General features: G+C 70.5%; 29 protein-coding genes. 18 read left to right on the forward strand and 11 right to left on the reverse strand.

Annotated elements, in window-relative coordinates; genetic code table 11:
* Positions 1-4: 4 nt before the first annotated feature.
* Together grpE and dnaK are read right to left on the reverse strand one after the other, a co-directional pair.
* Positions 5-604 carry a nucleotide exchange factor GrpE gene (gene grpE / locus ACIA8R_RS04010; RefSeq protein ID WP_357692490.1) on the reverse strand — a complete coding sequence of 200 codons (600 nt, stop codon included), beginning with the start codon at positions 602-604 and terminating at the stop codon, positions 5-7.
* Complete coding sequence (gene dnaK, locus ACIA8R_RS04015; RefSeq protein WP_357692488.1) at positions 604-2,475, reverse strand: molecular chaperone DnaK; 1,872 nt, start codon at positions 2,473-2,475, stop codon at positions 604-606. Before dnaK ends, grpE begins: the two co-directional genes overlap by 1 nt.
* Positions 2,476-2,809: 334 nt before the next feature.
* On the opposite strand from dnaK, the gene ACIA8R_RS04020 reads away from it, so the two are divergent.
* Positions 2,810-3,070: a hypothetical protein gene (locus tag ACIA8R_RS04020; protein ID WP_397036410.1), complete on the forward strand. Its 261-nt coding sequence runs from the start codon at positions 2,810-2,812 to the stop codon at positions 3,068-3,070.
* 70 nt (positions 3,071-3,140) lie between these two features.
* On the opposite strand, the gene ACIA8R_RS04025 is transcribed toward ACIA8R_RS04020, so the two are convergent.
* Positions 3,141-3,584 carry a hypothetical protein gene (locus ACIA8R_RS04025; protein ID WP_357692484.1) on the reverse strand — a complete coding sequence of 148 codons (444 nt, stop codon included), beginning with the start codon at positions 3,582-3,584 and terminating at the stop codon, positions 3,141-3,143.
* Positions 3,585-3,665: 81 nt separating this feature from the next.
* Here ACIA8R_RS04025 and ACIA8R_RS04030 point away from each other — a divergent pair, with 81 nt between their 5' ends.
* Together ACIA8R_RS04030 and proC are read left to right on the forward strand one after the other, a co-directional pair.
* Positions 3,666-4,547 carry a proline dehydrogenase family protein gene (locus tag ACIA8R_RS04030; protein ID WP_397036412.1) on the forward strand — a complete coding sequence of 294 codons (882 nt, stop codon included), beginning with the start codon at positions 3,666-3,668 and terminating at the stop codon, positions 4,545-4,547.
* Between the two features lie 39 nt (positions 4,548-4,586).
* The gene (gene proC / locus ACIA8R_RS04035) at positions 4,587-5,381 is read left to right on the forward strand and encodes a pyrroline-5-carboxylate reductase (RefSeq protein WP_357692480.1); all 795 of its coding nucleotides are present in this window, start codon (positions 4,587-4,589) and stop codon (positions 5,379-5,381) included.
* Positions 5,382-5,397: 16 nt separating this feature from the next.
* Here proC and ACIA8R_RS04040 read toward each other — a convergent pair whose 3' ends face one another.
* From ACIA8R_RS04040 to ACIA8R_RS04055, 4 genes are all read right to left on the reverse strand, one after another.
* Positions 5,398-6,141, reverse strand: a complete 744-nt coding sequence (locus tag ACIA8R_RS04040; protein ID WP_357692478.1) for an ABC transporter permease subunit — start codon at positions 6,139-6,141, stop codon at positions 5,398-5,400.
* Positions 6,138-7,028, reverse strand: a complete 891-nt coding sequence (locus tag ACIA8R_RS04045; protein WP_397036414.1) for an ABC transporter ATP-binding protein — start codon at positions 7,026-7,028, stop codon at positions 6,138-6,140. The genes ACIA8R_RS04040 and ACIA8R_RS04045 overlap by 4 nt, the downstream gene beginning before the upstream one ends.
* A gap of 82 nt (positions 7,029-7,110) precedes the next feature.
* On the reverse strand, positions 7,111-7,770 hold the full coding sequence (locus ACIA8R_RS04050; RefSeq protein WP_397036416.1) for a response regulator: 660 nt from the start codon (positions 7,768-7,770) through the stop codon (positions 7,111-7,113).
* Positions 7,767-8,864: a histidine kinase gene (locus ACIA8R_RS04055; RefSeq protein ID WP_364082633.1), complete on the reverse strand. Its 1,098-nt coding sequence runs from the start codon at positions 8,862-8,864 to the stop codon at positions 7,767-7,769. The genes ACIA8R_RS04050 and ACIA8R_RS04055 overlap by 4 nt, the downstream gene beginning before the upstream one ends.
* A 158-nt stretch (positions 8,865-9,022) precedes the next feature.
* Here ACIA8R_RS04055 and ACIA8R_RS04060 point away from each other — a divergent pair, with 158 nt between their 5' ends.
* The 9 genes from ACIA8R_RS04060 to ACIA8R_RS04100 all read left to right on the forward strand — a co-directional run bounded on the left by ACIA8R_RS04060 (position 9,023) and on the right by ACIA8R_RS04100 (position 16,221).
* On the forward strand, positions 9,023-10,186 hold the full coding sequence (locus ACIA8R_RS04060) for an acetoin utilization protein AcuC (RefSeq protein WP_357692469.1): 1,164 nt from the start codon (positions 9,023-9,025) through the stop codon (positions 10,184-10,186).
* A gap of 33 nt (positions 10,187-10,219) precedes the next feature.
* A complete protein-coding gene (locus tag ACIA8R_RS04065; protein WP_397036419.1) occupies positions 10,220-11,002 on the forward strand; it encodes a phosphatase in 783 nt (260 codons plus the stop codon).
* A 312-nt stretch (positions 11,003-11,314) separates the two neighbouring features.
* Positions 11,315-11,518 carry a helix-turn-helix domain-containing protein gene (locus tag ACIA8R_RS04070; protein ID WP_026214222.1) on the forward strand — a complete coding sequence of 68 codons (204 nt, stop codon included), beginning with the start codon at positions 11,315-11,317 and terminating at the stop codon, positions 11,516-11,518.
* A gap of 175 nt (positions 11,519-11,693) precedes the next feature.
* A complete protein-coding gene (locus ACIA8R_RS04075) occupies positions 11,694-11,792 on the forward strand; it encodes a 30S ribosomal protein bS22 (RefSeq protein WP_018654693.1) in 99 nt (32 codons plus the stop codon).
* A gap of 22 nt (positions 11,793-11,814) precedes the next feature.
* Positions 11,815-12,810: an NAD-dependent epimerase/dehydratase family protein gene (locus ACIA8R_RS04080; protein ID WP_364082629.1), complete on the forward strand. Its 996-nt coding sequence runs from the start codon at positions 11,815-11,817 to the stop codon at positions 12,808-12,810.
* Positions 12,807-13,709, forward strand: a complete 903-nt coding sequence (locus ACIA8R_RS04085; protein ID WP_397036421.1) for a lysophospholipid acyltransferase family protein — start codon at positions 12,807-12,809, stop codon at positions 13,707-13,709. Before ACIA8R_RS04080 ends, ACIA8R_RS04085 begins: the two co-directional genes overlap by 4 nt.
* A 70-nt stretch (positions 13,710-13,779) precedes the next feature.
* The gene (locus ACIA8R_RS04090; protein ID WP_357692463.1) at positions 13,780-14,565 is read left to right on the forward strand and encodes an SDR family oxidoreductase; all 786 of its coding nucleotides are present in this window, start codon (positions 13,780-13,782) and stop codon (positions 14,563-14,565) included.
* Positions 14,566-14,623: 58 nt separating this feature from the next.
* Positions 14,624-15,205, forward strand: coding sequence for an RNA polymerase sigma factor (locus ACIA8R_RS04095; protein ID WP_364082626.1), 582 nt, complete (start codon positions 14,624-14,626; stop codon positions 15,203-15,205).
* Between the two features lie 2 nt (positions 15,206-15,207).
* Positions 15,208-16,221, forward strand: a complete 1,014-nt coding sequence (locus ACIA8R_RS04100; protein WP_397036423.1) for an LCP family protein — start codon at positions 15,208-15,210, stop codon at positions 16,219-16,221.
* A gap of 5 nt (positions 16,222-16,226) precedes the next feature.
* Here the strand turns inward: ACIA8R_RS04100 and ACIA8R_RS04105 are convergent, their stop codons facing one another.
* The 3 genes from ACIA8R_RS04105 to ACIA8R_RS04115 are packed head-to-tail and all read right to left on the reverse strand — an operon-like array spanning position 16,227 to position 18,390.
* Positions 16,227-17,096 carry an HAD family hydrolase gene (locus tag ACIA8R_RS04105; protein WP_397036425.1) on the reverse strand — a complete coding sequence of 290 codons (870 nt, stop codon included), beginning with the start codon at positions 17,094-17,096 and terminating at the stop codon, positions 16,227-16,229.
* A gap of 22 nt (positions 17,097-17,118) precedes the next feature.
* A complete protein-coding gene (locus tag ACIA8R_RS04110; RefSeq protein ID WP_364082620.1) occupies positions 17,119-17,766 on the reverse strand; it encodes a DUF5667 domain-containing protein in 648 nt (215 codons plus the stop codon).
* Positions 17,767-17,826: 60 nt separating this feature from the next.
* Positions 17,827-18,390, reverse strand: coding sequence for a sigma-70 family RNA polymerase sigma factor (locus ACIA8R_RS04115; protein ID WP_397036427.1), 564 nt, complete (start codon positions 18,388-18,390; stop codon positions 17,827-17,829).
* A 288-nt stretch (positions 18,391-18,678) separates the two neighbouring features.
* Here ACIA8R_RS04115 and ACIA8R_RS04120 point away from each other — a divergent pair, with 288 nt between their 5' ends.
* On the forward strand, positions 18,679-20,070 hold the full coding sequence (locus tag ACIA8R_RS04120; protein WP_397036429.1) for a putative quinol monooxygenase: 1,392 nt from the start codon (positions 18,679-18,681) through the stop codon (positions 20,068-20,070).
* Here the strand turns inward: ACIA8R_RS04120 and ACIA8R_RS04125 are convergent.
* Complete coding sequence (locus ACIA8R_RS04125; protein WP_357692449.1) at positions 20,067-20,300, reverse strand: glutaredoxin family protein; 234 nt, start codon at positions 20,298-20,300, stop codon at positions 20,067-20,069. The genes ACIA8R_RS04120 and ACIA8R_RS04125 overlap by 4 nt on opposite strands.
* 114 nt (positions 20,301-20,414) lie before the next feature.
* On the opposite strand from ACIA8R_RS04125, the gene ACIA8R_RS04130 reads away from it, so the two are divergent.
* The 5 genes from ACIA8R_RS04130 to hemB are packed head-to-tail and all read left to right on the forward strand — an operon-like array spanning position 20,415 to position 25,768.
* Positions 20,415-21,092, forward strand: coding sequence for a redox-sensing transcriptional repressor Rex (locus tag ACIA8R_RS04130; RefSeq protein WP_397036431.1), 678 nt, complete (start codon positions 20,415-20,417; stop codon positions 21,090-21,092).
* Positions 21,089-22,345, forward strand: a complete 1,257-nt coding sequence (locus ACIA8R_RS04135; RefSeq protein ID WP_364082610.1) for a glutamyl-tRNA reductase — start codon at positions 21,089-21,091, stop codon at positions 22,343-22,345. The genes ACIA8R_RS04130 and ACIA8R_RS04135 overlap by 4 nt, the downstream gene beginning before the upstream one ends.
* Entirely contained in the window at positions 22,342-23,247 is a 906-nt protein-coding gene (hemC, locus tag ACIA8R_RS04140; RefSeq protein WP_364082607.1) for a hydroxymethylbilane synthase, read from the forward strand. Before ACIA8R_RS04135 ends, hemC begins: the two co-directional genes overlap by 4 nt.
* Before the next feature lie 35 nt (positions 23,248-23,282).
* The gene (locus tag ACIA8R_RS04145; protein WP_357692441.1) at positions 23,283-24,788 is read left to right on the forward strand and encodes a bifunctional uroporphyrinogen-III C-methyltransferase/uroporphyrinogen-III synthase; all 1,506 of its coding nucleotides are present in this window, start codon (positions 23,283-23,285) and stop codon (positions 24,786-24,788) included.
* A complete protein-coding gene (hemB, locus tag ACIA8R_RS04150; protein ID WP_357692439.1) occupies positions 24,785-25,768 on the forward strand; it encodes a porphobilinogen synthase in 984 nt (327 codons plus the stop codon). The genes ACIA8R_RS04145 and hemB overlap by 4 nt, the downstream gene beginning before the upstream one ends.
* Positions 25,769-25,888: the final 120 nt, after the last annotated feature.

Raw genomic sequence — 25,888 nt, forward strand, 5'->3', positions numbered from 1 at the left:
TTTGTCAGTTTGCTTCGTCGTCATTGGACGCGGGAGGAGCGTCCTCGGGCTCGGCCACCGCGACCCGTGCCGGGCGCAGCACCCGCTCACCCATCCGGTATCCAGGCTGCAACACCTCGATCGCGGTGGGCTCCGTCACGTCGGGCGAGTAGCTGTGCATCAGCGCCTCGTGGACCGTCGGGTCGAACGGGTCGCCCTTCTGGCCGTAGGCGCTGAGACCCAGCTTGGTGAGCACCGATTCCAGCGATTCCGCCACCTTCGCGAAGCCACCGGTCAGCTCGCCGTGGTCACGGGCCCTTCCGATGTCGTCGAGCACGGGGAGGAGCTCGGTCAGCGCGCCGGCGACGGCCTGCTCGCGGACCGCGACCCGGTCGCGCTCGACCCTTCTGCGGTAGTTCGTGTACTCCGCCTGGAGGCGCTGGAGGTCGGCGGTCCGCTCGGCGAGCTGGGCCGCCAGCTCACCGTCGTGGGCCGCCGCCGGCGCCTGCTCGGCGGGCGCCTCGGGCTGCCCGCCCGAGGTCTCCCGAACCTCACCCGTCTCCGGGTCGATCTTGCGCTTGTCGCGGATCACCGGCTCCTCGTGCCCGTTGTCACGCGCCGGCATCACTGGTCCTTCTTCGGCTGGTCTTCGTCGACGATCTCGGCTTCGACCACGTCGTCGTCGGCCTTGGCGCCCTGACCGGCCGTGGCGTCCTGCGGAGCGCCCTCGGGACCGGCCTGCTGGCCCTGGCTCGCGGCGTAGATCGCCGAGCCCATCTTCTGGCTGACCGTGGCGAGCTTCTCCGCGGAGGTGCGGATGACGTCGGTGTCGGTGCCCTCAAGAGCCTTCTTCAGCTCGGCCAGGGCGTCGTTGACCTCGGTCTTGATGTCGCCGGGGACCTTGTCGTCGTTCTCGCGGAGGAACTTCTCCGTCTGGTAGGCCAGACCGTCCGCGTTGTTGCGGACCTCGGCCTCCTCGCGGCGCTTCTTGTCCTCCTCGGCGTACGACTCGGCCTCGCGCATCATGCGCGCGATGTCGTCCTTCGGCAGCGCGGAGCCGCCGGTGATCGTCATCGTCTGCTCCTTGCCCGTGCCCAGGTCCTTGGCGGAGACGTTGACGATGCCGTTGGCGTCGATGTCGAAGGTGACCTCGATCTGCGGGATGCCGCGCGGCGCCGGGGCGATGCCGGTCAGCTCGAAGGTGGCCAGCTTCTTGTTGTACGAGGCGATCTCGCGCTCGCCCTGGTAGACCTGGATCTGCACCGACGGCTGGTTGTCCTCGGCCGTGGTGAAGACCTCCGAGCGCTTGGTCGGGATCGTCGTGTTGCGCTCGATGATCTTGGTGAAGATGCCGCCCTTGGTCTCGATGCCCAGCGACAGCGGGGTCACGTCGAGCAGGAGGACGTCCTTGACCTCACCCTTGAGCACGCCGGCCTGGAGAGCCGCGCCGATGGCGACGACCTCGTCGGGGTTGACGCCCTTGTTGGGCTCCTTGCCGCCGGTCAGCTCGCGGACGAGCTCGGTGACGGCGGGCATACGGGTCGAGCCGCCGACGAGCACCACGTGGGCGATGTCGGAGACCTTGATGCCGGCGTCCTTGATGACCTGGTGGAACGGGCCCTTGGTCCGCTCGAGCAGGTCGGCCGTCAGGCGCTGGAACTCGGCCCTGGTCAGCTTCTCGTCGAGGTGCAGCGGGCCCTCGGAGGAAGCGGTGATGTAGGGCAGGTTGATGGTGGTCTCGGCCTGGCTGGACAGCTCGATCTTGGCCTTCTCCGCCGCCTCACGCAGGCGCTGGAGGGCCATCTTGTCCTTGGCGAGGTCGACGCCGTGGGCGTTCTGGAAGCGCTTGACGAGCTCGTCGACCACGCGCTGGTCCCAGTCGTCGCCACCGAGGTGGTTGTCGCCGGAGGTGGCCTTGACCTCGACGAAGCCGTGGCCGTCCTCCTGGCCGACGTCGAGCAGCGACACGTCGAAGGTGCCGCCGCCGAGGTCGAAGACCAGGATCGTCTGGTCCTGCTCCTTGTCGAGCCCGTAGGCGAGGGCCGCGGCGGTCGGCTCGTTGATGATGCGGAGCACGTTGAGGCCCGCGACCGTGCCGGCCTCCTTGGTGGCCTGGCGCTGGGCGTCGTTGAAGTACGCCGGGACGGTGACCACCGCGTCGGTGATCTTCTCGCCCAGGTACGCCTCGGCGTCCTGCTTCAGCTTCTGCAGCACGAAGGCGCTGATCTGCTGGGGGGAGAACTTCTTGCCGTCGATCTCCTGGGACCAGTTGGTGCCCATCTCGCGCTTGACCGAGCGGATCGTCCGGTCAACGTTGGTGACGGCCTGCCGCTTGGCGACCTCGCCCACCAGGACCTCGCCGTTCTTCGCGAAGGCGACCACGGACGGCGTGGTCCGCGAGCCCTGCGCGTTGGCGATGACGGTGGGCTCACCGCCCTCGAGGATCGAGACGACGGAGTTGGTCGTCCCAAGGTCGATACCTACCGCACGTGCCATGAGTACGTCCTTGTAGTCAAAGTTGAGTCGGTTGGACTCAAGCTACGGATGCGTGTCGTCTTTGTCAAACGACTTGAGCCTACCCGACTCAACCCCTCTGAGCGTGAAAGCATTCCCGGCAATCGGGGAACAACCACCGTGATTCCACACAACACGCGTAACGGGGGCGAACGCCTGGTGGTTCCACCTGATCGCAGGGCGGACCTGTTCGACCTGCGACTTCACCGAGATCCACCGGTACATCGCCCGCCGCCTCCCCGTCAGGCGGTGGCGGGCGCTCGGCAGGGCGGCCGGCCGCCAGGACGCGGGTCACGAGGAGGACGTCCTCGACCGCGTGGACGCCGCCCGCTTCACCAGGCTGCCGCTGCGTCCCGACCGGCGGGCCATGGTGCTCCGGTTCCTGGCGGGCCTGCCCGCCACCGACGCGCGCGGCGTCGTCCGTGACCCCGAGGGCAGGCCGGGACTGGAGGTGGTCACCGAGCCGAAGGCGTCGAGCGTCGAGGAGCCGCAACCCAAGCTGCTCCTCGACCAGGGCGCGGGCGAGCCGCTCACCGCGGCCGCCTACGCGACCACGACCGCGGGGGACAGGCCGTGACGTACCTGCCGGGGAACGGCTGGACCGACGCACGCCCGGCCGTTCCCAAGGACCGCCGGCGCCTCGGACGCTAGGGCTTCGCGCCGTCCACGAGCTTGCGCTTGCCGAGGGCGTGCTTGAGCTTGACGGTCGTGGTCTTCTCCACGGCCAGCATGATGCAGGAGACGCTCTTGGCCTTGGGGGAGGTGCCCTCGTACAGGGTGATGGTGACCTTCTTGGCGGTCTCCTTGACCTTGACCTCGTCCAGCACGGTGCACGGCTCGACGCCCGACCACCAGGTGAGCCTCACCTGCTTGCCACGTGAGACGGGCGTGGCCTTGGTCCAGCGGACCTTGTGCACGTTGATGGCGTCGCCGACCGGCTTGACCGGCTCAGGCCCCTTGGTCGGGCCGGTGGTGACCGGTGTCACGGAGTGCTCGACGGGCGCCTGCGGCAACGGGCGGGCGGCCGGCGGCGCTGTGGCACAACTCGTCGCGAGCACCAGAGAACCGGCGAGAAGAGTCGCTGTCGTCATTGTGCGCATATCCATAAGACGAAAAGGGCAGGCCCGCGGTTCAGCGATATACCCAGGAAGTGGGCGGTTAGTGTGGGTCACGTGCTTCGTCAGGCAATGCTGGCCGTCTCCAAGAGCGAACGCGCCGAACGCGTCATCACCACTTCGCCGCTGACCAGGGACGTGGTCAAGCGATACGTCGCCGACGACGTCGGCGGGATCATCCGCGAGCTGTCCCACGAGGGCCTGCTCGTGACCGTCGACCACCTGGGCGAGGAGGTGACCGACCGGCGGCAGGCCGAGGAGGCCGTGCGCGAGTACCTGTCGCTCCTCGACCGGCTCCCGCCCGGCGGCGACGCCTCGGTCAAGCTGACCGCGCTCGGGCTGCGGCTGTCGGAGCAGATCGCGCTGGACAACGCGGCCACCATCTGCGAGGCGGCCGCGCCCCGCGGCATCACGGTCACGCTCGACGCCGAGGAGCACGACACGATCGGCGGCCTGCACTTCGTCCACGCCACGCTGCGCAAGGAGCATCCCGACGTCGGGATCGTGGTCCAGGCGTACCTGCCGGACGCGCTCGAACGCTGCGAGAAGCTGGTCGGCGCCCGCGTACGGCTCTGCAAGGGGGCCTACACCGCCCCCGGCGCGTACAGCAGGCCGGCCGACATCGACCGCTCGTTCGTGCGCTGCCTCAGGATCCTCATGGCGGGCACCGGCTACCCCATGATCGCCACGCACGACCCGAGGATGATCCAGATCGCCTCCACCCTGGCCGTGCTCGACGGCCGCGACGTCAACGGCTTCGAGTACCAGATGTTGTACGGCGTGCGCCCCGCCGAGCAGCGCCGCCTGGCCGGTCTGGGCGGCCAGGTGCGCGTGTACGTCCCGTACGGCGCCGACTGGTACGCCTACCTCATGCGCCGCCTGGCCGAACGCCCCCGCAACCTGGCCTTCTTCCTCAGATCGCTGCTGTCGAGAGGCTAGTAGGCTGGGCCCGCGTCCGTTCCCCTCCGAGAGGTCGAGATGATCGCGATTCTGGGCACCGGCAAGATGGGCGAGGCCCTGCTGTCCGGGCTGCTGCGCGCCGGGTTCGAGCCGGGCGACATCATGGCGACCAGCCGCAGGCCGGAGCGGGCGCAGGCGCTGCGCGAGACCTACGGCGTGCGCACGGTCGACAACGCCGAGGCGGCCAAGGCGGCCGACACCCTGATCCTGGCCGTCAAGCCCCAGGACATGGCGACCCTGCTGGCCGAGATCGCCCCCTACGTCCCGGCCGACCGCCTGGTCATCTCTGCGGCGGCCGGCATCACCACCGCGTTCGTGGAGCAGCGGCTCGGCGTCGAGGTGCCGGTGGTCCGGGTCATGTCCAACACGCCGATCAAGTTCGACGAGGCGATGAGCGTGATCTCGGCGGGCGCGCACGCGGGCGAGGAGCACCTGAAGCTCACCGAGGGCCTGCTCAAGCCGGTCGGCAAGGTGCTGCGCATCCCCGAGTCCCAGCAGGACGCCGCGACCGCGCTGTCCGGCAGTGGCCCCGCCTACTTCTTCTACCTGGTCGAGGCCATGGTCGACGCGGGCATCCTGCTCGGCATGCCGCGGGCGGCCGCGCTCGACATGGTCACCCAGTCGATCGTCGGCGCGGCCGTGATGCTGCGCGACTCCGGTGAGCACCCGGTGATCCTGCGGGAGGCCGTCACCTCGCCGGGCGGCACCACGATCGCGGCCATCGCCGAGCTTGAGCGCCACAGCGTGCGCGCCGCCTTCCTGGCCGCCATCGAGGCCGCCCGCGACCGGGGGCGCCAGCTCGCCTCGGGCTGACCGGCGGCCGTGCGGCTCAGGCGTCCCGCCGCTGCATGAGGACGGCCCCGGCGACCACCGCGACGGCGACCCAGAGCAGGTAGACGCCGAGCCCGCTCCACGGCCCCAGCGGGTTGCCGGGCTGGTCCATCACGACCTCCATGCCGGCGTTGGTGGTGAAGTGGTGGGAGACGGTCTTGCCCCACTGGCCGGGCAGCATGCCGGTGAGCTGCGGCAGCACCAGCATCAGCGCGATGGCCGAGACGAGCGCGCCCGGCGTGTGCCGGACCACCGTGCCGAGCCCGAGCCCGAACAGGCCGCAGGCGGTGAGGTAGAGCCCGGCCCCGAGCACGGACCGCGCCGTCGCGCCCAGGTCGACCGAGGCCGGCTGGATGATCGCCAGGCCGACGGCCACCGCGGCGGCCGACGCGATCGTGCTGACGACCAGCGCCGTCGCGGTGAACACCACGACCTTGCCGCCGAGCAGCCTCATCCGCCGCGGCACCGCCATCATCGACGTGCGGATGCCGCCGGTCCGGTACTCGCTGGAGATCACCAGCACGCCCAGGGTGGCGATGGCCAGCGAGGCGAACATGATGCCGGTGAGGCCCGCCATGACGGCCTGGTCACCGGGGATGGGCCGCCCGTCGGCCGTGGCCTTGGACGCGAACGAGATGAGCCCGCCCAGGCCGATCATGAGCAGGGCGGTGACGGCGAGCGTCCACACCGTCGACCGCACCGAACGGATCTTGGTCCATTCGGACCTCAGGATGTCTGTCATGACGAGTACTCCACACTGTCCTTGGTGAGCTCCATGTAGGCCGCTTCGAGCGAGGGCTGCACGAACGTCAGCTCCTCCAGGGGGATCCCGGCCCGCGCGGTCAGGGTGCCGATCTCCAGCGTGCTCATCGCGGTGACGCGCAGGTGGTCCGGGTACAGCTCGCCCACCTTGACCAGGTCCGCGACCTCGGCCAGGCGCGGGGAGCGCACCCGTACGTAGCCCTGGGAGCTGCGTCCGATGAACTCCTGCACGCTCGTGTCGGCGATCAGCCGTCCCCGGCCGATGACGACCAGGTGGTCGGCCGTCTGGGCCATCTCGCTCATGAGGTGGCTGGAGACGAACACCGTCCGCCCCTCGGCGGCCAGCTTGCGCATGAACGTGCGGATCCACAGGATGCCGTCGGGGTCGAGCCCGTTGACCGGCTCGTCGAAGAGCAGGATCTCGGGGTCGCCGAGCAGCGCGGCCGCGATGCCGAGGCGCTGCGACATGCCGAGCGAGAAGCCGCCGATCCGTCGTCGCGCCACCTCGCGCAGGCCGACGGACTCCAGCACCTCGTTCACCCGGCTCGCCGGGATGCCGTTGCTCTGGGCGATGGCCAGCAGATGGTTGCGGGCGCTGCGCCCGCCGTGCACGGCCTTGGCGTCCAGCAGCGCGCCCACCTTGCGCAGCGGGTGCCGGTGCTCCTGGTACGGCCGCCCGTCCACCAGCACGGATCCGCCGGAGGGCCGGTCGAGGCCCAGGATCATGCGCATGGTCGTGGACTTGCCGGCGCCGTTCGGCCCGAGGAACCCGGTCACCTGACCGGGCTCGACGTCGAATGACAGGTCCGTGACGGCATGGGTGCCGCCGTAGCGCTTGCTCAGGTTGGTTGCGCGAATCGCCGTCATGCACTCAAGCGTGCCGTCGGCGGCCCGCGTTCCTCTTCGGCCGTGAGGACGTTCTTGCCGGGCGCCGCCTGGGAGCCTGGTCCTAGTCTCCAGGTTTGATCAGCGCCGCCTCGTACGCGGCGATCACCGCCTGGGCCCGGTCCCTGACCCCGATCTTGGCGAACAGGCTGGTCACGTGGTTCTTGACGGTCGAGGGGGAGACCGCCAGCTCCCCGGCGATCTCGGTGTTCGACCGGCCCCTGGCGATCAGGACGAGGATCTCCCGCTCGCGCTCGGTCAGCGCCTCCAGCACGCGCGGCACGGGCGCGGCCGGCGGCCTCGACGCCCGGACGAACGTGCCGATCAGCCGGGTCAGCAGGCGCGGCGCGACCGCCGACTCGCCCCGGTGCACCACGCGGACGCCCTCGATCAGCTCCTCGGGGGAGACGTCCTTGGGCAGGAAGCCGTCGGCGCCCGCCCTGAGCGCCGCGACCACGTTCTCGTCCAGATCGAACGTGCTCAGCGCGAGCACCCGCACGACCGGCAGCTCCGAGGTGATCAGCTCGGTCGCCCGCACGCCGTCGAGCCCCGGCATGTGCAGGTCCATCAGCACCACGTCGGGCCGCAGCCGCCGGCTCAGCTCGACGGCCCGCTCGCCGTCGGCGGCCTCGCCCACCACCGACAGGTCGGGCTGGGCGTCGAGCATCAGCCTGAACCCCTTGCGCACCAGCTCGTGGTCGTCGACCAGCAGCACCGTGATCATGTTGCCTCCAGGGGGATGCGGGCGTGCACCCGGAATCCTCCCCCGGGACGCGGGCCGGTCGAAAGCCTTCCGCCGCACAGCGCGACCCGCTCGGCCATGCCGCCGAGCCCGAACCCGGGCGTGCCGCCCTGCTGGGCCACCCCGTCGTCGAGCACTTCGATCTCGACCGCCGCGGACCCGTAGGCCAGGAGCACGCTGGCCCGCGCGCCGCTCGCGTGCTTGCGGGTGTTGGTCAGGGCCTCCTGCACGATCCGGTAGACGGCGTGGTCCACGGCCGAGGGCAGGGTCACCGGCTCGCCCGTGACGGTCAGGCTGGCGGGCAGCCCGGCGCTCCTGGCCTCGCCGATGAGCGCGGGCAGCCGGTCGGCGCCCACGCCGGTCGCGGCGTCCGGGCCGTCGTTGCCGTCCGCGCGCAGGACGTGCAGCAGCCGGCGCATCTCCGACATCGCCTGGCGGGCGGTCTGCTGGGCGCTCTCCAGCGCCTCGCGGGTGACCTCCTGCTCGGGTGCGAGTGTGGCCCGCGCGCCGCCGACCAGGGCGTTGATCACCGTGATGTGGTGCGCGACGACGTCGTGCAGCTCCCTCGCGATGCGCCGCCGCTCGGTCTGTACGGCCGCGTCGGCGGCCTCCCGCCTGCCGCGTTCGTTCAGCTCGGCCCTGGCCTTGACCAGCGCGCCGATCCCGGCCGGGATCGCGACGACGAAGGCGCCGGCCAGGAACTGGCCGAGGCCCGGCCCCTTGATCTCCATCACCGCGCCGTAGGCGACCATCCCCGCGACGGTCGTGACCAGCGACGGACGGCCGGAGGAGTAGCGCGCCAGGCTGTAGAAGGCGATGGCCTCCGGAACTGTGGCCGACGTCACCATCCCCGCCGCGATGCCGATCACGTCGAGCGCCGTGACGGCCGCCGCCACCGGCACCGGCCTGCTCCGGCGGACCAGCAGCAGCACGCTGGTCAGCAGGAAGTGCGCCGACCCCAAAGCCCCCGCCATCCCCGTCTGGAAGGACGAGAGGAGCAGCCCGAGGCCCGCGAGCACGGCGAGCACGACCACGATCGTGGTGTCGAAAACCCGGGGTCGTCGGAAGAAATTCAAGATTCTGAGGAAAGGTCGCGCCCAGCGCACCATAAAACACTAAGTCACGAAATTGCTGATGCGACCGAAGGCGTCCGCGACGATCACCCGGGCTACAACCAGAAGAGGGCGCTGCGGTAACGTCGGCGCAAGGTGAGGGAGCGCGCGAAGGGCGAGGCATGAGCCGAACGGCACGGGTCATCTGGGACGAAGCTCTCACCTCCTACAATTTCGGCCCAAGCCACCCATTGGCACCCATCAGGGTCGAGCTGACGATCGCGCTCGCCCGCGCGCTCGGCGTCCTCGACAAGGTCGAGATGGCCGGCTGCGCGCCCGCCGACGACGACGAGCTGGCCCTGGTCCACGACCGCGGCTACATCGAGGCGGTCAAAGGCGTCTCGGTCGCCGGCGTGCCCGACCTGCGGGCCGGGCTCGGCACCACCGACAACCCCGCCTTCAAGGGCGTGCACGAGGCGTCCGCGCTGATCGCCGGGGCGTCCCTGGCGGCGGCGCGCGCGGTCTGGGAGGGCGCGGCCGAGCACGCGGTCAACGTCGCGGGCGGGCTCCACCACGCCATGCCGGCCGCCGCCAGCGGCTTCTGCGTCTACAACGACCCCGCCCTGGCCATCGCCTGGCTGCTGGAGCAGGGGGCCACGCGGGTGGCGTACGTGGACGTCGACGTCCACCACGGCGACGGCGTGCAGGCCGTCTTCTACGACGACCCGCGCGTGCTGACGATCAGCCTGCACGAGAGCCCCCGCACGCTGTTCCCCGGCACCGGCTTCCCCCACGAGACCGGCGCGGACGGAACGGCCGTCAACGTGGCGCTCCCGGCCGGCTGCGGCGACTCCGGCTGGCTGCGCGCCTTCCACGCGGTCGTGCCGCCGCTGCTGCGTGAGTTCGACCCTGAGATCCTGGTCACCCAGCACGGCTGCGACAGCCACGCCCTCGACCCCCTCGCCAACCTCATGCTCAGCATCGACGGCCAGCGCGCCGCCTACGCCGCCCTGCACGAGCTGGCGCACGAGACGGCGGGCGGCCGGTGGATCGCGGTGGGCGGCGGCGGTTACGAGCTCGTCCAGGTCGTGCCGCGCATCTGGACGCACCTCATCGCCGAGGCCGCCGGCCATCCCGTCGATCCGGCCACGCCCACCCCCGAGAGCTGGCGTCAGTACGTCAGAGAGCGCACCGGCGAGGTGCCCCCGCTGACCATGACCGATGGACGACACCCGGAATTTCACGACTTCTCCGACGGTTATGACCCAGCGGACCCCATCGACCGTGCGGTCATGGCGACCCGGCGCGCGGTGTTCCCCCTGCACGGCCTCGACCCGATGCCCTGACGACGCTTGACGTGCCCCTGATGAGGAAGACCTGTGCTGAGCCGCGACGAACTCCGCCGACACCTGATCCGAACCCGCATCGCCGGTGACGTCGCGACGTCGCGCGAGAACAATCTCGACCACTACAGCTCGCTGGCCAACCGCGACCCCTACTACATGCTCGGCCTGACGTTCGAGCAGCCGTGGTCCTTCCGGGACGTCCTCGCCCTGATGGCCAAGTCGGCGGGCGTGGTCGCCGATCCCGGTCACCGCCGGGGCCAGGACACCATCGACGCCGACCTGACGATCGACGCGATCGACGCCATGGCCGATCGGATCGCGTCCGTGCTGGCGCGGCCGGCCCCGCGCGTGCTGTTCGCCACCGGGCACCCGACCGGGCTGCTCGCCGTCCACCTGCCGCTGGCCAGGTTCGTCGTCGAGCGCGGCGCGACCCTGCTCACCCCGGCCGAGGGCTGGACGTACGCCGGCTCCGACTTCGGCCGTCCGCGCCGCCTGCGCTACCTCCAGGACGTCGCCATGCTGGACGACCGCGGCGGCTTCGTGCACACCCACGACTCGGCCCCGATGCGGCACATGCTCGACGAGCTCGAAGGCGAGCTGCCCGACCTGGTGATCGCCGACCACGGCTGGGCGGGAGCGGCGGGCGAGGCGGGGGTGCCGACGGTGGCCTTCGCCGACAGCAACGACCCCGGACTGTTCCTCGGCGAGGCCGAGGGAAAGATCGACGTGGTCGTGCCACTCGACGACAATGTGCTACCGCGCTATTACGCTCCGCTGACCGAGCGGTTGGTCACTCTGGTCTCACGAGCCCTTTGAGTCGAAAACGGCCCTCCCCATACCGTCTTTTCGCGCCTGCATTCCAAGAGGCTCGCTGTCCCTTTGCCAACTTTTGATGGTGCTTGGGCGACTCTTATGTGTGGCAACTTGGACAGTTCCAAGGTCCAGGCGAGGTGCTCGGCCTGGCTGCTAACCAGCGACTTTACTGGTCCGGCTGACAGGTGGCTCCGTGGACTGAGAAAATAGGGGGTTTGCGCACCCGGAGTCCCGACTTACGCTGACGGCAGTACACGTGCGTGAGCAATGGCACCAGTGGGGATAACCCGGAAACACGTGCGGAAGAGGCGTCCGATGGGTGCAGGCGAAAGACCTCTCAGCGAGGTGAAGTTCCTGACCGTGGCAGAAGTGGCGACGGTCATGAGGGTGTCCAAGATGACGGTGTACCGGCTCGTCCACTCAGGTGAGCTGCCGGCCATCCGAGTAGGCCGGTCGTTCAGAGTGCCCGAGCAGGCGGTCCACGACTATCTGCGGGAGGCCTACATCGAGGCAGGTTGAAGTAGCGGCGCGCCCGAACGCGCCGTGAATTCGGTCGCGGGAGAGGCCCGGCCTGCGCACCACGAGGCCGGGCTTTCGCCCCCCAAGGGGCGATCCACCTCGGATCGCCGGTAGTCTGTCACCCGGTGTGCGCTCGCACATCGATTCAGACTTGCTATCAGTACCTGGGGGTCCCGTGGGCTCTGTGATCAAGAAGCGCCGCAAGCGGATGGCCAAGAAGAAGCACCGCAAGCTGCTCAAGAAGACGCGCATCCAGCGGCGTAACAAGAAGTAACCGACGCAGCTGCGAGGCGCTGATGACCCACACCGTGCTTGTCACCGGGGTCTCGCGCCACATAGGCGCCCGGGTGGCGAGCGTCCTCGCGGCTGACCCGGAGATCAGCCGCGTCATCGGAGTGGACACCGTGCCGCCCCCCTCGCTGACGCGGGACGGCGGCATCACTCTGGGCCGGACGGAGTTCGTCCGGGTCGATCTGCGCAGCCCCGACATCGCTCAGGTGATCGCGGCCGCGGACATCGACACCGTTGTGCACATGAGCCTGGTCAGCGCCCCGTCCAAGGGCGACGGCAGGGCTGCCATGAAGGAGCACAACGTCATAGGCACCATGCAACTGCTCGGTGCCTGCCAGCGGTCGTCGACTGTGCGGCGCGTGGTGGTGCGCTCCACCACCGCCGTCTACGGCTCGTCCCCGCGCGATCCGGCGGTGTTCACCGAGGACCTGGAGCCGCACGAAGGCCCCGTCCACGGCTACGCCAAGGACGCGGCCGAGGTCGAGGGCTACGTGCGCGGTTTCGCGCGCCGCCGGCCCGACGTCACGGTGTCGCTGCTGCGCTTCGCCAACTTCATGGGTCCGGGCGTCGACTCGCCGCTCACGCGTTACTTCACCCAGCCCGTCCTGCCGACGGTGTTCGGCTTCGATCCGCGGTTGCAGTTCGTCCATGAGGACGACGCGGTCGAGGTGCTGCGCAGGATGGCGAACGAAGACCACCCCGGCACGTTCAACGTGGCCGGGGCAGGCGTGTTGCTGCTGTCGCAGTGCGCGCGCCGGGCGGGGCGGGCGTCGCTGCCGCTGTTCTCGCCGGTCTTCCGCGCGCTCGGCAACACCGTGCGCCGGGTGGGCCTCGTCGAGTACTCGCCCGAGCAGCTCCGGCTGATGAGTTACGGCCGGGCGGTCGACACCTCCAAGCTGGAGGCCGAGCTGGGCTGGCGGCCCAAGTACACCACGGCGGCGGCCTTCGACGACTTCGTGCGTTCGCGGGGTATGCATCCGTTCGGAGGTGTGCGTCCGTGAGCGTGCCGCACGACGAAGAGGAGGGCCGCGTGATCCCGATCCGCGCCGCGCCCTCCTTCGAGGAGCCCGATCCGCTGGCCCGGGTGCTGGCGTTCGTCCGCCGGCGCATCACCGGCGAGTACGACGTCGACGAGTTCGGCTACGACCCCGAGCTGACCGACAAGGTGCTGCTCGAACTGATCAGGCCGCTCTACCACCACTGGTTCAGGGTGGAGACGGCCGAGCTGAAGAACGTGCCCGCCGAGGGCGGCGCGCTGGTGGTGGCCAACCACTCGGGCACGCTGCCGGTCGACGCGCTCATGATGCAGGTCGCGCTGCACGACGAGGCGGGGCGGGCCGTCCGCCTGCTCGGGGCCGACCTGGTCTACCAGCTTCCGCTGCTCGGCCATCTGTCCCGCAAGACCGGCCACACCCTGGCCTGCCCCGAGGACGCCGACCGGCTGCTGCGCAAGGGCGAGCTGGTCGGGGTGTTCCCCGAGGGGTTCAAGGGGGTCGGCAAGCCGTTCTCCGAGCGCTACAAGCTGCAGCGGTTCGGCCGGGGCGGGTTCGTGGCCTCGGCGATCCGCGCGGGCGTGCCGATCGTGCCCACGGCCATCGTGGGGGCCGAGGAGATCTATCCGAAGATCGGCGACCTGAAGTTCCTGGCCCGCCTGCTCGGCGTCCCCTACCTGCCGATCACGCCGTTCTTCCCGCTGCTCGGGCCGCTCGGGCTGGTGCCGCTGCCGTCGAAGTGGATGATCGAGTTCGGCGAGCCGATCCGCACCGACGAGTACGAGCCCGCCGCGGCCGACGACCCGATGCTGGTGTTCAACCTGACCGACCACGTGCGCGAGGTCATCCAGCAGATGCTCAACGAGTTGCGGCTGCGCAGAGGGCCGGCCTTCCCGCCGCTTCTGTGAAGTGCAACCGGTCGCGCATGGCCGGTGTTCTTCCCGGTGTAGTCACTGACACCCGAGAGGAACCTCTTCGATGGATCTCCAGCTTTCCGGCCGTGTGGCCGTCGTCACCGGCGCGTCCAAGGGCATCGGCCTGGCCGTGGCGCGCACCCTGGCGGAGGAGGGCGTGCACGTCGTGGCGGCCTCGCGTACCGCGCCCGACGCCAAGGTGACGCACGTCGCGGTGGACCTGATGGACCCGCAGGCACCCGCCCAGGTGATCGCCCGCGCCGTCGAGGAGTTCGGCGGCGTGGACATCCTGGTCAACAACGCCGGCGGGCCGCCCCCCGGCGTGACGCTGCCCCGGATCGGCTTCCTGACGCCGGGCGACGACGACTGGCAGGCCATGTTCGAGTTCAACCTGTTCTCGGCCGTACGCATGATCCGCGCGGCCGTGCCCCACCTGGTGGAGCGCGGCGGCGGCTCGATCGTGAACATCTCCTCCGGCTCGGCCCGCCAGCCCGGCGCCATGAACGTGGACTACGGCGCGGCCAAGGCCGCCATGAACCACGTGAGCAAGGCCGTCTCCGAGGAGTACGGCCCGCAGGGCGTCCGGGTGAACACGATCTCGCCCGGCCCGGTGCTCACCGACTGGTGGACCAAGGACGGCGGCGCCGCCGACGTCATCGCCGGGATGGCCGGGGCGTCGAAGGACGACGTGATCGCCCAGGTCGCCCCCGGCATGATGAAGCTGGCCACCGGGCGTCTGGTGAGCCCGCAGGAGATCGCCGACATGGTCGCCCTGCTGGTCTCGCCGCGTTCGGGCAGCACGACCGGCGCCGACATCGCCGTGGACGGCGGCTTCCTCAAGGAGATCTGAACCCTCCTGGCGGGTTGTGGCAAGACATCCGTGACCGATTCCCCACAGAAGGGCGGAGATGATCACGCAACCCGCCACCAGAGGGGCGGACTCGGAGCTGGTGAGCGCCTCCTTGACGGAACCGGAGGCGTTCGCCGAGCTGTTCGACCGCTACTCCGCCATGCTCTACCGGTACGTCTCCAAACGCCTCGGCCCCGAGCCCGCCGAGGATCTCGTCGGTGAGACGTTCCTTGTCGCCTTCTCCCGCAGGAAGAGCTACGACCTGTCGTACCCCGACGCCAGGCCGTGGCTCTTCGGGATTCTCACCAAGCTCATCTCCCGCCACCACCGCAAGGAGGCGGCGCGTTACCGGGCGTTCCTGCGTGCCCCCGTCGACCAAGACGTGGAGTCGCCCGCCGACCGCGTCGCCGCGGGGGTCACCGCGCAGGCCGCCGGACCCCGTCTGGCGGGCGCCCTGGCCGCGCTTCCCGCCAAGGACCGGGACGTCCTGCTGCTGATCGCCTGGGGGGACCTCACGTACGAGGAGGCCGCTCAGGCGCTCGGCATCCCGATCGGAACCGTGCGCTCCCGCCTCAACAGGGGCAGGCGGAAGGTGCGGGCCGCGCTCGGCGACACCAACCCCATGCTGGAGGAGGAGTGACCATGGACGATCTGAGGATGCTCCGCGACCTCGGCGGGGCTCTGGAGCACGAGCCGCCCGCGACGCTCGTCCGCCAGCGCGAACGCCTGCTGCGGGACCGCCCGCGCCGCAGGTGGACGCCCTTCTGGATGGCCGGGCTCGTCGCCGTGGGCACGGCCGCGGCCGTCGCGGTGCCGACCCTGCTGGTCAACGGCAACACCGTGGCCGCGCCGGCGATGGGCCCGGGGGCGGCCGACATGAGCGGCGACCGCAACATCCTGGTGATCGGCTCGGACACGCGCGACGGGCCGGGCAACGCCAAGTACGGCCCCGCCATGGCCAGGACCCCCGACAAGGGCGGCGGGCGCTCCGACACCATCCTGCTCGTGCACGTGCCCGCCGACCGCGGCGCGGCCGTCGGGGTCAGCCTGCCGCGCGACTCGCTCGTGCGCATCCCGGCGTGCGGGTCGCAGCCGGCGAGACGGGACATGATCAACTCGGCGTACAACTCCGGGGGAGCGAGCTGCCTGAGGAAGACGCTGGAGAAGCTGACCGACGTCCGCATCGACCACACGGTCGAGGTCGACTTCACCGGTTTCAAGGGCATGGTGGACGCGCTCGGCGGCGTGGAGATCACGCTCAGGACGCCCGTGGACGACAAGGCGTCGAAGCTGAAGCTGCCCGCGGGCAGGGTCCAGCTCGACGGCGAGAGCGCCCTCGGCTACGCCCGCCTGCGCCGCTACGGCGACGGCTCGGACGTCCAGCGGATCAAGCGGCAGCAGATCCTGATGCTGGCGCTGCTGAAGAAGGCGAAGAGCGCGGCCTCCGACCCGAACCGGCTGAACGCCTTCCTCGGACAGGTGAGCAAGTCGATCAAGACGGACATGAGCCTCGAATCCATGGTCGAGTTGGCCACGAGCACGTCCGCCACACGGATGTCGTTCGTCACCGTGCCGTGGAAGCCGGCCAAGGACGATCCGAACCGGCTCGAATGGCGGCAGCCCGAGGCCGCGCAGCTGTTCAAGCGCCTGCAATAGGCGGGTCAGTGGGAGCGGTAGTGCCTGCGCAGGGCGATGCCCGCCGCGACGCCGCCCGCGATCGCGCCGACCCCGGCAGCGATCGGCAGGGCCGTCATGGTGGCCTTGCGGCCGGTGCGGAAGTCCTTGACCGGCCAGTCGTGCTTCCTGGCGTGCTCGCGCAGCTCGCTGTCGGGGTTGATCGCCACCGCGCTGCCGACCAGCGACAACATCGGCAGGTCGTTGGCCGAGTCGCTGTAGGCGGTGCAGCGGGTCAGGTCGAGCCCCTCGCGGCGGGCCAGCGCGCGCACCGCCTCCGCCTTGGCCGGGCCGTGGAGCAGGTCGCCCACCAGATGGCCGGTGTAGATGCCACCGGCCGTCTCGGCGACCGTGCCGAGCGCGCCGGTGAGGCCGAGCCGCTGGGCGATGACCCGGGCCAGCTCGACGGGCGTGGCCGTGACGAGCCACACCCGCTGGCCGGCGTCGAGGTGGCTCTGCGCGAGCGCGCGCGTGCCGCCCCAGATGCGGTCGGCCATGACCTCGTCGTAGATCTCCTCGCCGAGATGGACGACGTCGTCGACCTTGGCGCCCGCGACGAAGGCGAGCGCGGTCTCCCGGGCGACCGCGATGTGCTCGGGGTTCTCGTTGCCCCGCAGCCGGAACACGGCCTGGCCCACGGCGAACTTCAGCAGGTCGGAGGTGGTGAACATGCCGCGCGTGGCAAGGCCGCGGGCGAAGTGGTAGATGGAGGCGCCGCGCATCATGGTGTTGTCGACGTCGAAGAAGGCCGCCGCCTCCAGGTCGGGCTCGACCGGCTCGACCGGCGCGACGGTGACCGCCGCCCGCGCCGCGGCCTCGCCGGCGGCCTCGGCCCCAACCTCGTGTCGTCGTCGCATTAGCCGCCACATGCGGTTCAGCTTACCTAGCCGGTGCCACGAGCCCCTCGATGTAGTCGAGGTAGCCCGCGGCCTGTCCCTTCTGGGCCTCGTTGAGCTGGTCCAGCATCGGCTCGACCACGTCCCGCTGCTTCTGCGCGAACTTCTTGATCTTGGACGAGCGGGGCTGCGTACGCGTCAGCCGACTGATGCCGGAGCGGGTGGAGTCCTCCATGTCCTTGAGCGTCTCGCCCACCAGCGGGCTGTCGGTGGACGAGCCGAGCAGGCTGGCGACCTCCTTGGCACGGGTCTCGGCCGAGGCCAGCTCGCGCGCGCCGCGTTCCGCGTCGTCGGTGCTCAGGTGCACGAAGGTGCTCTCCGCGGCCCTCTTGAGCGGGTACAGCGTGTCGCCAGGGACCGCCTGGTACGTGGTGAAGGCGGCGATCACCATGACCCCCGCCAGGCCGAACGTGGCGAGCTGGGACAGCAGCGGGCGGCGGCGCCGAACGGGCGGGCCGGCCGGGGCCGGGGCGCGCTCCTCGTCGGGGGCCGACAGCAGCAGGCGGCCGGAGACCAGGTCCTCGCGCAGCCGCTCGCGGAAGGCCGGCTCCGGCCCGCCGCCCACGGACGGGCCCCGCAGCTCCGTGAGACGCTCGATGACGAGCTCCCGCCGCCTGCGCGCCCTACTCATGACAGCTCCCTGAGGGATCCAGCCGTGACAACTGGCCTAACGAGGTGCGGGTGGGGGAGGTTACGCCAGGTCGTGCTTGAGTGCCCTGGCGAGCGTTCGAATGGCTCGAAACTGCAGCGCTTTGATCGCTCCACTCTTCTTCCCCATGATCAACGCGGTTTCCGCGAGCGAGAGGCCGTGCAGGAAGCGCAGCACCACGCATTCCTGCTGGTCGGGATTGAGATCGCGGACGGCGCGCAGCACCCGGTCGTTGATGATGGCGGTGACCACCGCGTTCTCCGGGATGTGCGAGCCTTCGAGCGGTACGTCGATCAGCTCCCCCGTCGGGATCTCCAGTCGGTAGCGGCCGGACTTGAAGTGGTCGGCGACCAGGTTCCTGGCGATGGTGACGAGCCAGGCGCCGAAGTCGCGGCCCTGCCAGGTGAAGTCGCCGATCCTGCGCAGCGCGCGCAGGAAGGTCTCGCTGGTGAGGTCCTCGGCGAGCTGGTGGGCGCCGACGCGGAAGTAGATGTAGCGGTAGACCAGGTCCACGTAGCGGTCGTAGAGCGTGCCAAAGGAGTCCGTGCATCCGTTCTTGGCGTGCAGCACCAGCGTGCGGATGTCGTCGGGCACTTCTTCGCGCACGCCAAGCTCGCCCGTCCGGGCAGGTCCAGCGACCGGCGGAGCAAGCAGCCCGGCGAACGGCCACGAATCAGGCATCCGATATCCCTAGGGGTAAGGGGTGCGGCGTGCTCGAATACTCTAGAAATCAACTCGAAATTCCACAATCCGTGCCCGCTGGCATGGCTACGAGTAATCGCCCTATACCGTATAGGCGCATACCCCACAGCCTGCGGCGAAGCCCCTCATGGAGCGCCTGTTTCCTCTTCGGCTACCGGCCGGGAGGCATCGTCCGGCAGCATTGGAGTCACCATGGAGATCCTTGTTGCTGTCATAGCCCTTGCCGGTGCGCTCCTCGCCGCCGTCGCGACCGGAGCCCTGATCCGCCGGTTGCGCGACGAGCCCGAGGGCTGGTTGATCGCCTGGACCGTTGCAGCTGGAGCCCTGTGTCTGTCGCTGGCCGTGGTCGCCATCGGCTCCGTCCTGGGCTTCGGGCCGGTCACGTTCCGGATCTACCAGGTGACGGGTTCGCTGCTGGCGCCGCTCTGGCTGGCCGTGGGACTGATCCAGCTGATGGCCGACAAGGTGCCGCCGAGATTCCTCGCGTGGCTGTTCGGCATCGCGCTCACCGTCGTCTCCGTCGCGATCCTGACCTTCGACCCGCTCAGGTCCACCGACCTGGGCAAGAAGCTGCCGTCCGGCTCGGCCCTGTGGGGGCTCATCCCGGACAAGCTGCTCATCGGCGTGCACGCGATCGACGTGCTCGTCCTGCTGGCGTGCGTGGTGGTGGCCGCGCTCAAGTGGCGCGGCGGCGACGAGTACGACACCGACAACCTGCACGCGGTCCTGGTCATCGCGCCGTCGAGCATCGCGCTGGTGGGCGCCATGCGGTTCGCGGTCCCGCCGCTGTTCACCACGGCGCTGCTCGCGGTGGGCTCGGCGGCGATCTGGTACACCGTGCTGCGCCCGCTGGCGCCGTACGAGGACGACGACGAGGACGAGCTTGAGGCGCCGCACGACGACCGGGAGCACCGGCCGGGACGCAGGGCCGCGCCGGAGCCCGTGCCGGCCGCCGAGCCGCCTCCCGTGGCGCCCCCGCGCCGCTCACCCGGCCTGGGCGACCTGGTGGCCGAGTACCGGGCGGGCGACCAGCAGGTCGACTACGCCGCCCGCATGGGGGCCGCCCCCGACACCGGCCCGGCGACCGGCTACATCATGAACGGCTCCCCGCCCCCGCGCATGGACACCTCCCCGCGCCTGGAGCCCCCGCCCCAGCGGCCCGACTACTCGATGCCCGGCACCGGCGTGGCCTACCCGGGCGCCGAGCTGTTCAGCCCGTCGCAGCCGCAGCCGCAGCAGGGCGGGGGCCGTCCCGCGCCCAGCATCTACGGCCTGCTCACCGTCTTCACGATCATGGACGGCGCCGGCGCCGCGTTCGACCGCCTGGCGGAGGCCACCGTCGAGGCCGTGCGCCGCAGCGAGCCCGACACGCTCGTCTACGCCTGCCACGCGGTCAAGTCGGCCCCCCTGCAGCGCATCGTCTACGAGCTCTACCGGGACGAGGTCGCCTACCGCGACCACCAGCGCCAGCCGCACGTCGAGCGCTTCCTCAACGAGCGTCAGGCGATGGTCCTGGCCACCAACGTCATCGAGCTCAACGTCAACGCCGCGAAGGTGGTGCCGCTGCCCACCGTGATGTTCTAGGCCAGGGCGGCGCGCAGGCGGGTCTCGTCGACCCGCCAGAAGTCGTGCTGCACGCCGTCGATCAACGTCACCGGGATCATCTCCCAGTACTTCTCCCTCAGCTCCTCGGAGGAGTCGATGCTGACCTCCTCCCACGGCACACCCAGCTCTCCGGCCACCCTGGCGATGACCGCGCGGGCGTCGTCACAGAGGTGGCAGCCGGGCTTGCCGAGCAAGGTGATGCGATGCATGTCCCCAACGGTAGCGCCCCTACTTTGTGCATCGGTTCACAAAGGGATTAACCTGAAAGACGGTTCTAATCCGTTCACGCGGTCCCCACCGCCCGTTCCCTGGAGCTCCGGCACGTGAAGAGCCCGTCCCAGTCCCGTGACCGCGGCATCCCCGAGGCGACGGTCGCCAGGCTTCCGTTGTACCTGCGGGCGCTGCACGGGATGGCGGAGCGCGGCGTCGCGACCGTGAGCTCGGAGGACCTGGCCGTGGCCGCGGGCGTGAACTCGGCCAAGCTCCGCAAGGACCTCTCGCACCTCGGCTCGTACGGCACCCGCGGCGTAGGCTATGAGGTGGAGTACCTCGTCTACCAGATCTCCCGCGAACTCGGCCTCACCCAGGACTGGGCGGTGGCGATCGTCGGGGTCGGCAACCTCGGCCGCGCCCTGGCGAACTACGGCGGTTTCGTCTCCAGGGGCTTCCGCGTGGCCGCGCTCTTCGACGCCGACCCCGAAGTCGTGGGCGACACCATCGCGGGGTTGAATGTGGAGCACATCGACGAACTGGAAGCCGTCATCAGGCGGCGTGGAGTCTCGATCGTGGTACTGGCGACACCGGCGGCAGCGGCGCAGGAAGTGTGCGATCGCGTTGTCGCCGTGGGCGTGACCAGCATCCTGAACTTCGCCCCAGTCGTCCTCGCCGTTCCGGACACCGTCGACGTCCGGAAGGTCGACCTGTCAATCGAACTGCAGATTCTCGCGTTCCACGAGCAACGCAAAGCTGGGGGGCCACTCATGGCGGTGGACGGTCAATGAGTGTTCTGGCGATCGGACTAAGCCACCGGACCTCTCCGGTGGCTCTTCTCGAACGCGTCTCGGTGACCGGTGACGCGCTGGTCAAGCTGCTGCACGACGTGCAGCAGGACGCCAGCGTCGCGGAGGCCATGGTGATCTCGACCTGCAACAGGGTCGAGATCTACGTCACGGTCGACCGCTTCCACGCCGCGGTCACCTCGATCAGCGGGCTGCTGGCCGTGCACTCGGGTGTGCCGGCCGACGAGCTGACCCCGCATCTCTACGTGCACTACGAGGAGCGGGCCGTCGAGCACCTGTTCTCAATGGCGTGCGGCCTCGACTCCATGGCCGTCGGCGAGGGCCAGATCCTGGGCCAGGTCCGCCAGGCGCTCAAGCTCGCCCAGAAGCACGGCACCGTCGGCGCGACCCTCAACGAGCTGACCCAGCAGGCGCTGCGCGTCGGCAAGCGCGCCCACGCCGACACCGGCATCGACCAGGCGGGCCCCTCGCTGGTCTCGGCGGGCCTCGCGCTCGCGGGCGACCTGGCCGGGCGGCGGGCGCTGGTGGTGGGCGCCGGCTCGATGAGCTCGCTGGCCGCCGTCACGCTGCAGCGCGCCGGCGTCACCGACATCGTCGTGGCCAACCGCACGTACGAGCGGGGCGCGCGGCTGGCCGACTCGGTCGGCGGCCGGGCCGTCGGGTTCGCCGCCGTGCGCGAGGAGCTGGCGGGCGCCGACGTCGTCATCACCTGCACCGGCGCGGGGCGGCACGTCATAACCCCGGATATGCTGACCAGGGGCGCGTTCCTGCTGGACCTGGCGCTGCCGCACGACATCGACCCGGCCGTGCGCGAGGTGCCCGGCATCACACTGGTCGACCTGGAGACCATCCAGGAGTCCGGCATCGGCTCGCACGGCGGCGACGCCGTCGAGTCCGTGCGCGCCCTCGTGGCAGAGGAGCTCAACACCTACCTCGACGCCGCCCGCGCCGCCCGCGTCACCCCGACCGTGGTGGCGCTGCGCAGCAAGGCGGCGGGCGTGGTCGAGTCCGAGCTCGGCCGCCTGATGATGCGTATGCCCGATCTCGACGACAAGGCCAGGGACGAAGTCGCCATGACCGTGCAGAGGGTCGTTGACAAACTGCTTCACGAGCCGACTGTGCGTGTCAAGCAGCTCGCCGCCGGTCCAGGGGGCGATCATTATGCGGAAGCCCTGCGTGAGTTGTTCGATCTCGACCCGAAGATGCCCGCGGCCGTGAGGGAGGTGGAGCTGTGAACCTGCGGTTGGGCACCCGCCGCAGTGTGCTGGCGACCACGCAGTCCCAGATGGTGGCCGACGCCCTCACCGAGCGCACCGGGCGTCCGGTCGAGCTGGTGGGCGTGACGACCTTCGGCGACGTGACCAAGGCCCACCTGGCGCAGCTCGGCGGCACCGGCGTGTTCGTCAGCGCGCTGCGCGACAAGCTGGTCGAGGGCGAGATCGACTTCGCCGTCCACTCGCTCAAGGACCTGCCGACCAAGCAGGACCCGCGCTTCACGCTGGCCGCGCTCCCCGAGCGCCACGACCACCGCGACGCGCTGGTCGGCTCGCACAAGTTCGCCGACCTGCCCGCCGGGGCCCGGGTCGGCACGGGCTCGCCGCGCCGGGTCGCCATGCTGAGCGCGCTGCGCCCCGACCTTGAGTACGTCCCGATCCGCGGCAACGCCGACACGCGCATCGGCAAGATCGCCGCGGGCGAGCTCGACGCCGTCGTGCTGGCCAGCGCCGGGCTGACCAGGCTCGGCCGCGGCGGCGAGATCGCGCAGATCTTCGAGGTCGAGGAGCTGCTGCCCGCCCCCGGCCAGGGCGCGCTCGCCGTCGAGTGCCTGGCCGGCCGCGCCGACCTGGTCGAGACCCTGGCCGTGCTCGACGACCCGCGCACGCGCAGCGCGGTGACCGCCGAACGCGCCGTGTTGTCCGCACTGGAGGCCGGCTGCGCCGCTCCCGTGGGTGCTTTCGCGGCCGATGACGGGCACACTCTGAACCTGACCGCCACGGTCGTCTCCATCGACGGCCGCGAAGCGGTCCGCAAGTCCGCCGCCGGCTCTCCTTCGGAGGCTGCACAGCTGGGCCGCCTCCTGGCGGCCGAGATGATCGCCGAAGGGGCCGACAGATTGATGGGGGAGCAATCCCATTGAGCTCCGATAGTCCAACCTCCGGTTTCGTCGCCTTCGTGGGGGCGGGTCCCGGTGACCCCAACCTGCTGACGCTCCGCGCCGCCGAACTCCTGGGCAAGGCGGACGCCGTCGTGCTCGACGACGAGCAGTTCGGCCCGCTGCTCAAGTACTGCCGCGAGGGCGTCGAGGTCGCCGAGGGCGACTACGTCCAGCGGGCCAAGGCCGGGCAGCTCGTGGTGCGCCTGTGCGCGGGCGACCCCATGTTGTTCTCCTCGATCGACGACGAGGTCGCGGCCTGCGTGGCGGCGGAGGTGGACTTCGAGATCGTGCCCGGCGTGCCGCCCGCGACCGCGGTGCTCACCTACGCCGGCATCCCGGCGGCCACGGCCGTGCCCGAGTTCCGCGTCGTCGACGCCGCTCAGGAGCAGGACTGGTCGTCCCACGCCGCCACCCGCGGCACGCTGGTGATCTACAACGGCATCACCGAGGCCGTCGCCATCGGCAAGGCGCTGATCGCCGGCGGCAAGCCCGACACCACGCCCGTCGCGGTCAGCAGCGGCGGCACCACCACCGAGCAGTACACCGTCGTGTCCTCGCTCGGACGGCTGCAGGCCGACCTCAAGCACGCCGGGTTCACCGAGCCCGCGCTGATCGTGGTCGGCGAGGCCGTGGGGCAGCGCGACAGGCTGTCGTGGTTCGAGACCAAGCCGCTGTTCGGGTGGCGGGTGCTGGTGCCGCGTACCAAGGAGCAGTCGCGCAGCCTGTCCGAGCAGCTCATGGCCTACGGCGCGGTGCCCGAGGAGGTGCCGACCATCTCGGTCGAGCCGCCGCGCACGCCGCAGCAGATGGACCGCGCCATCAAGGGCCTGGTCACCGGCCGCTACGAGTGGGTGGCCTTCACCAGCGCCAACGCCGTCAAGGCGGTGCGCGAGAAGTTCGAGGAGTACGGGCTCGACGCGCGGGCCTTCGCCGGGCTCAAGGTGGCCGCCGTGGGCGAGGCCACCTCCCAGGCCCTGGTCGAGTTCGGCGTCAAGCCCGACCTGTTGCCCTCGGGGGAGCAGTCCTCCGAGGGGCTCGTGGCCGAGTGGCCTCCCTACGACTCGATGCTCGACCCGATCAACCGGGTGCTGCTGCCGCGGGCCGACATCTCGACCGACACGCTGGTGGCCGGGCTCACCGAGCTGGGCTGGGAGTGCGACGACGTGACGGCGTACCGGACGGTCCGCGCCGCGCCGCCGCCCGCGCCCATCCGCGAGGCGATCAAGGGCGGCGGGTTCGACGCCGTGCTGTTCACCTCGTCCTCCACCGTGCGCAACCTGGTCGGCATCGCGGGCAAGCCGCACAACGTCACCGTGATCGCGGTGATCGGGCCGCAGACGGCCAAGACGGCCGAGGAGTTCGGGCTCCGGGTCGACGTCATGTCCGACAAGCCATCCGCATCCGCCTTGGCCGCAGCGCTGGCCGAGTTCGGTGCCAAGCAGCGCCAGGCGGCCGTGGCCGCGGGTGACAGCCCGCGCAAGCCCTCCCAGAACCGCCGTGGCGCCAGGAGGAGAGCCAAGTGAGCGCCCAGTTCCCCGTCGCACGTCCCCGGCGCCTGCGCCGCAATCCGGCGCTGCGCCGGCTGGTGTCGGGCACCCGGCTGCACGCCGCCGACCTGATCCTGCCGATGTTCGTCAAGGAGGGCATCGACGAGCCGCAGCCGGTGGCGTCGATGCCGGGTGTGTTCCAGCACACCCGCGACTCGCTGCGCAAGGCCGCGCACGAGGCGGCCGAGGCGGGCGTGGGCGGCCTGATCCTGTTCGGCATCCCGGCGGTCAAGGACGCGACCGGCTCGGCGGCCGACGACCCCGACGGCATCCTCCAGGTCGCCCTGCGCGAGGTGAACGCCGAGGTCGGCGACGCCCTCGTGGTCATGGCCGACACCTGCCTCGACGAGTTCACCGACCACGGCCACTGCGGCATCCTCACCCCGTCCGGCGACGTCGACAACGACGCCACGCTTGAGCGCTACGCCTCGATCGCGGTGGCCCAGGCCGCCGCCGGCTCCCAGATGGTGGCGCCGAGCGGCATGATGGACGGCCAGGTCGGCGCCATCCGGACCGCGCTCGACGGGGCCGGCTACGCGGACGTCCCGATCCTGGCCTACTCCGTCAAGTACGCCTCCGCCTTCTTCGGCCCGTTCCGCGAGGCGGCCGAGTGCGCGCCGCAGTTCGGCGACCGCAGCACCCACCAGCAGGACCCGGCCGGTCCGCTGGAGGAGGCACTGCGCGAGGTCAGGCTCGACCTGGCGGAGGGCGCCGACGCCGTCATGGTCAAGCCTGCGCTGGCCTACCTCGACGTCATCACCCGGGTGCGCGACGCGGTCGACGTGCCGGTGGCGGCGTACCAGGTGAGCGGCGAGTACGCGATGGTCGAGGCGGCCGCGGCCAACGGCTGGGTCGACCGCGAGCGGATGATCATGGAGTCGCTGGTCGCCATCAAGCGCGCCGGCGCCGACCTGATCCTCACGTACTGGGCGACGGAAGTGGCACGAGGGCTCTAACCATGGGGTTTCCCGTCAACTCCTGAGGCCTGTGCGTTAGAGTGCGATAACAAGTGCTGGTGTGTCCCGCGGTGCGCGAACGGCCCGGAGCCGGGACCTCCTCAGGCGCTGGACTTCGAC

This window comes from Nonomuraea sp. NPDC051191 (assembly GCF_044455665.1).
Lineage (GTDB): Bacteria > Actinomycetota > Actinomycetes > Streptosporangiales > Streptosporangiaceae > Nonomuraea.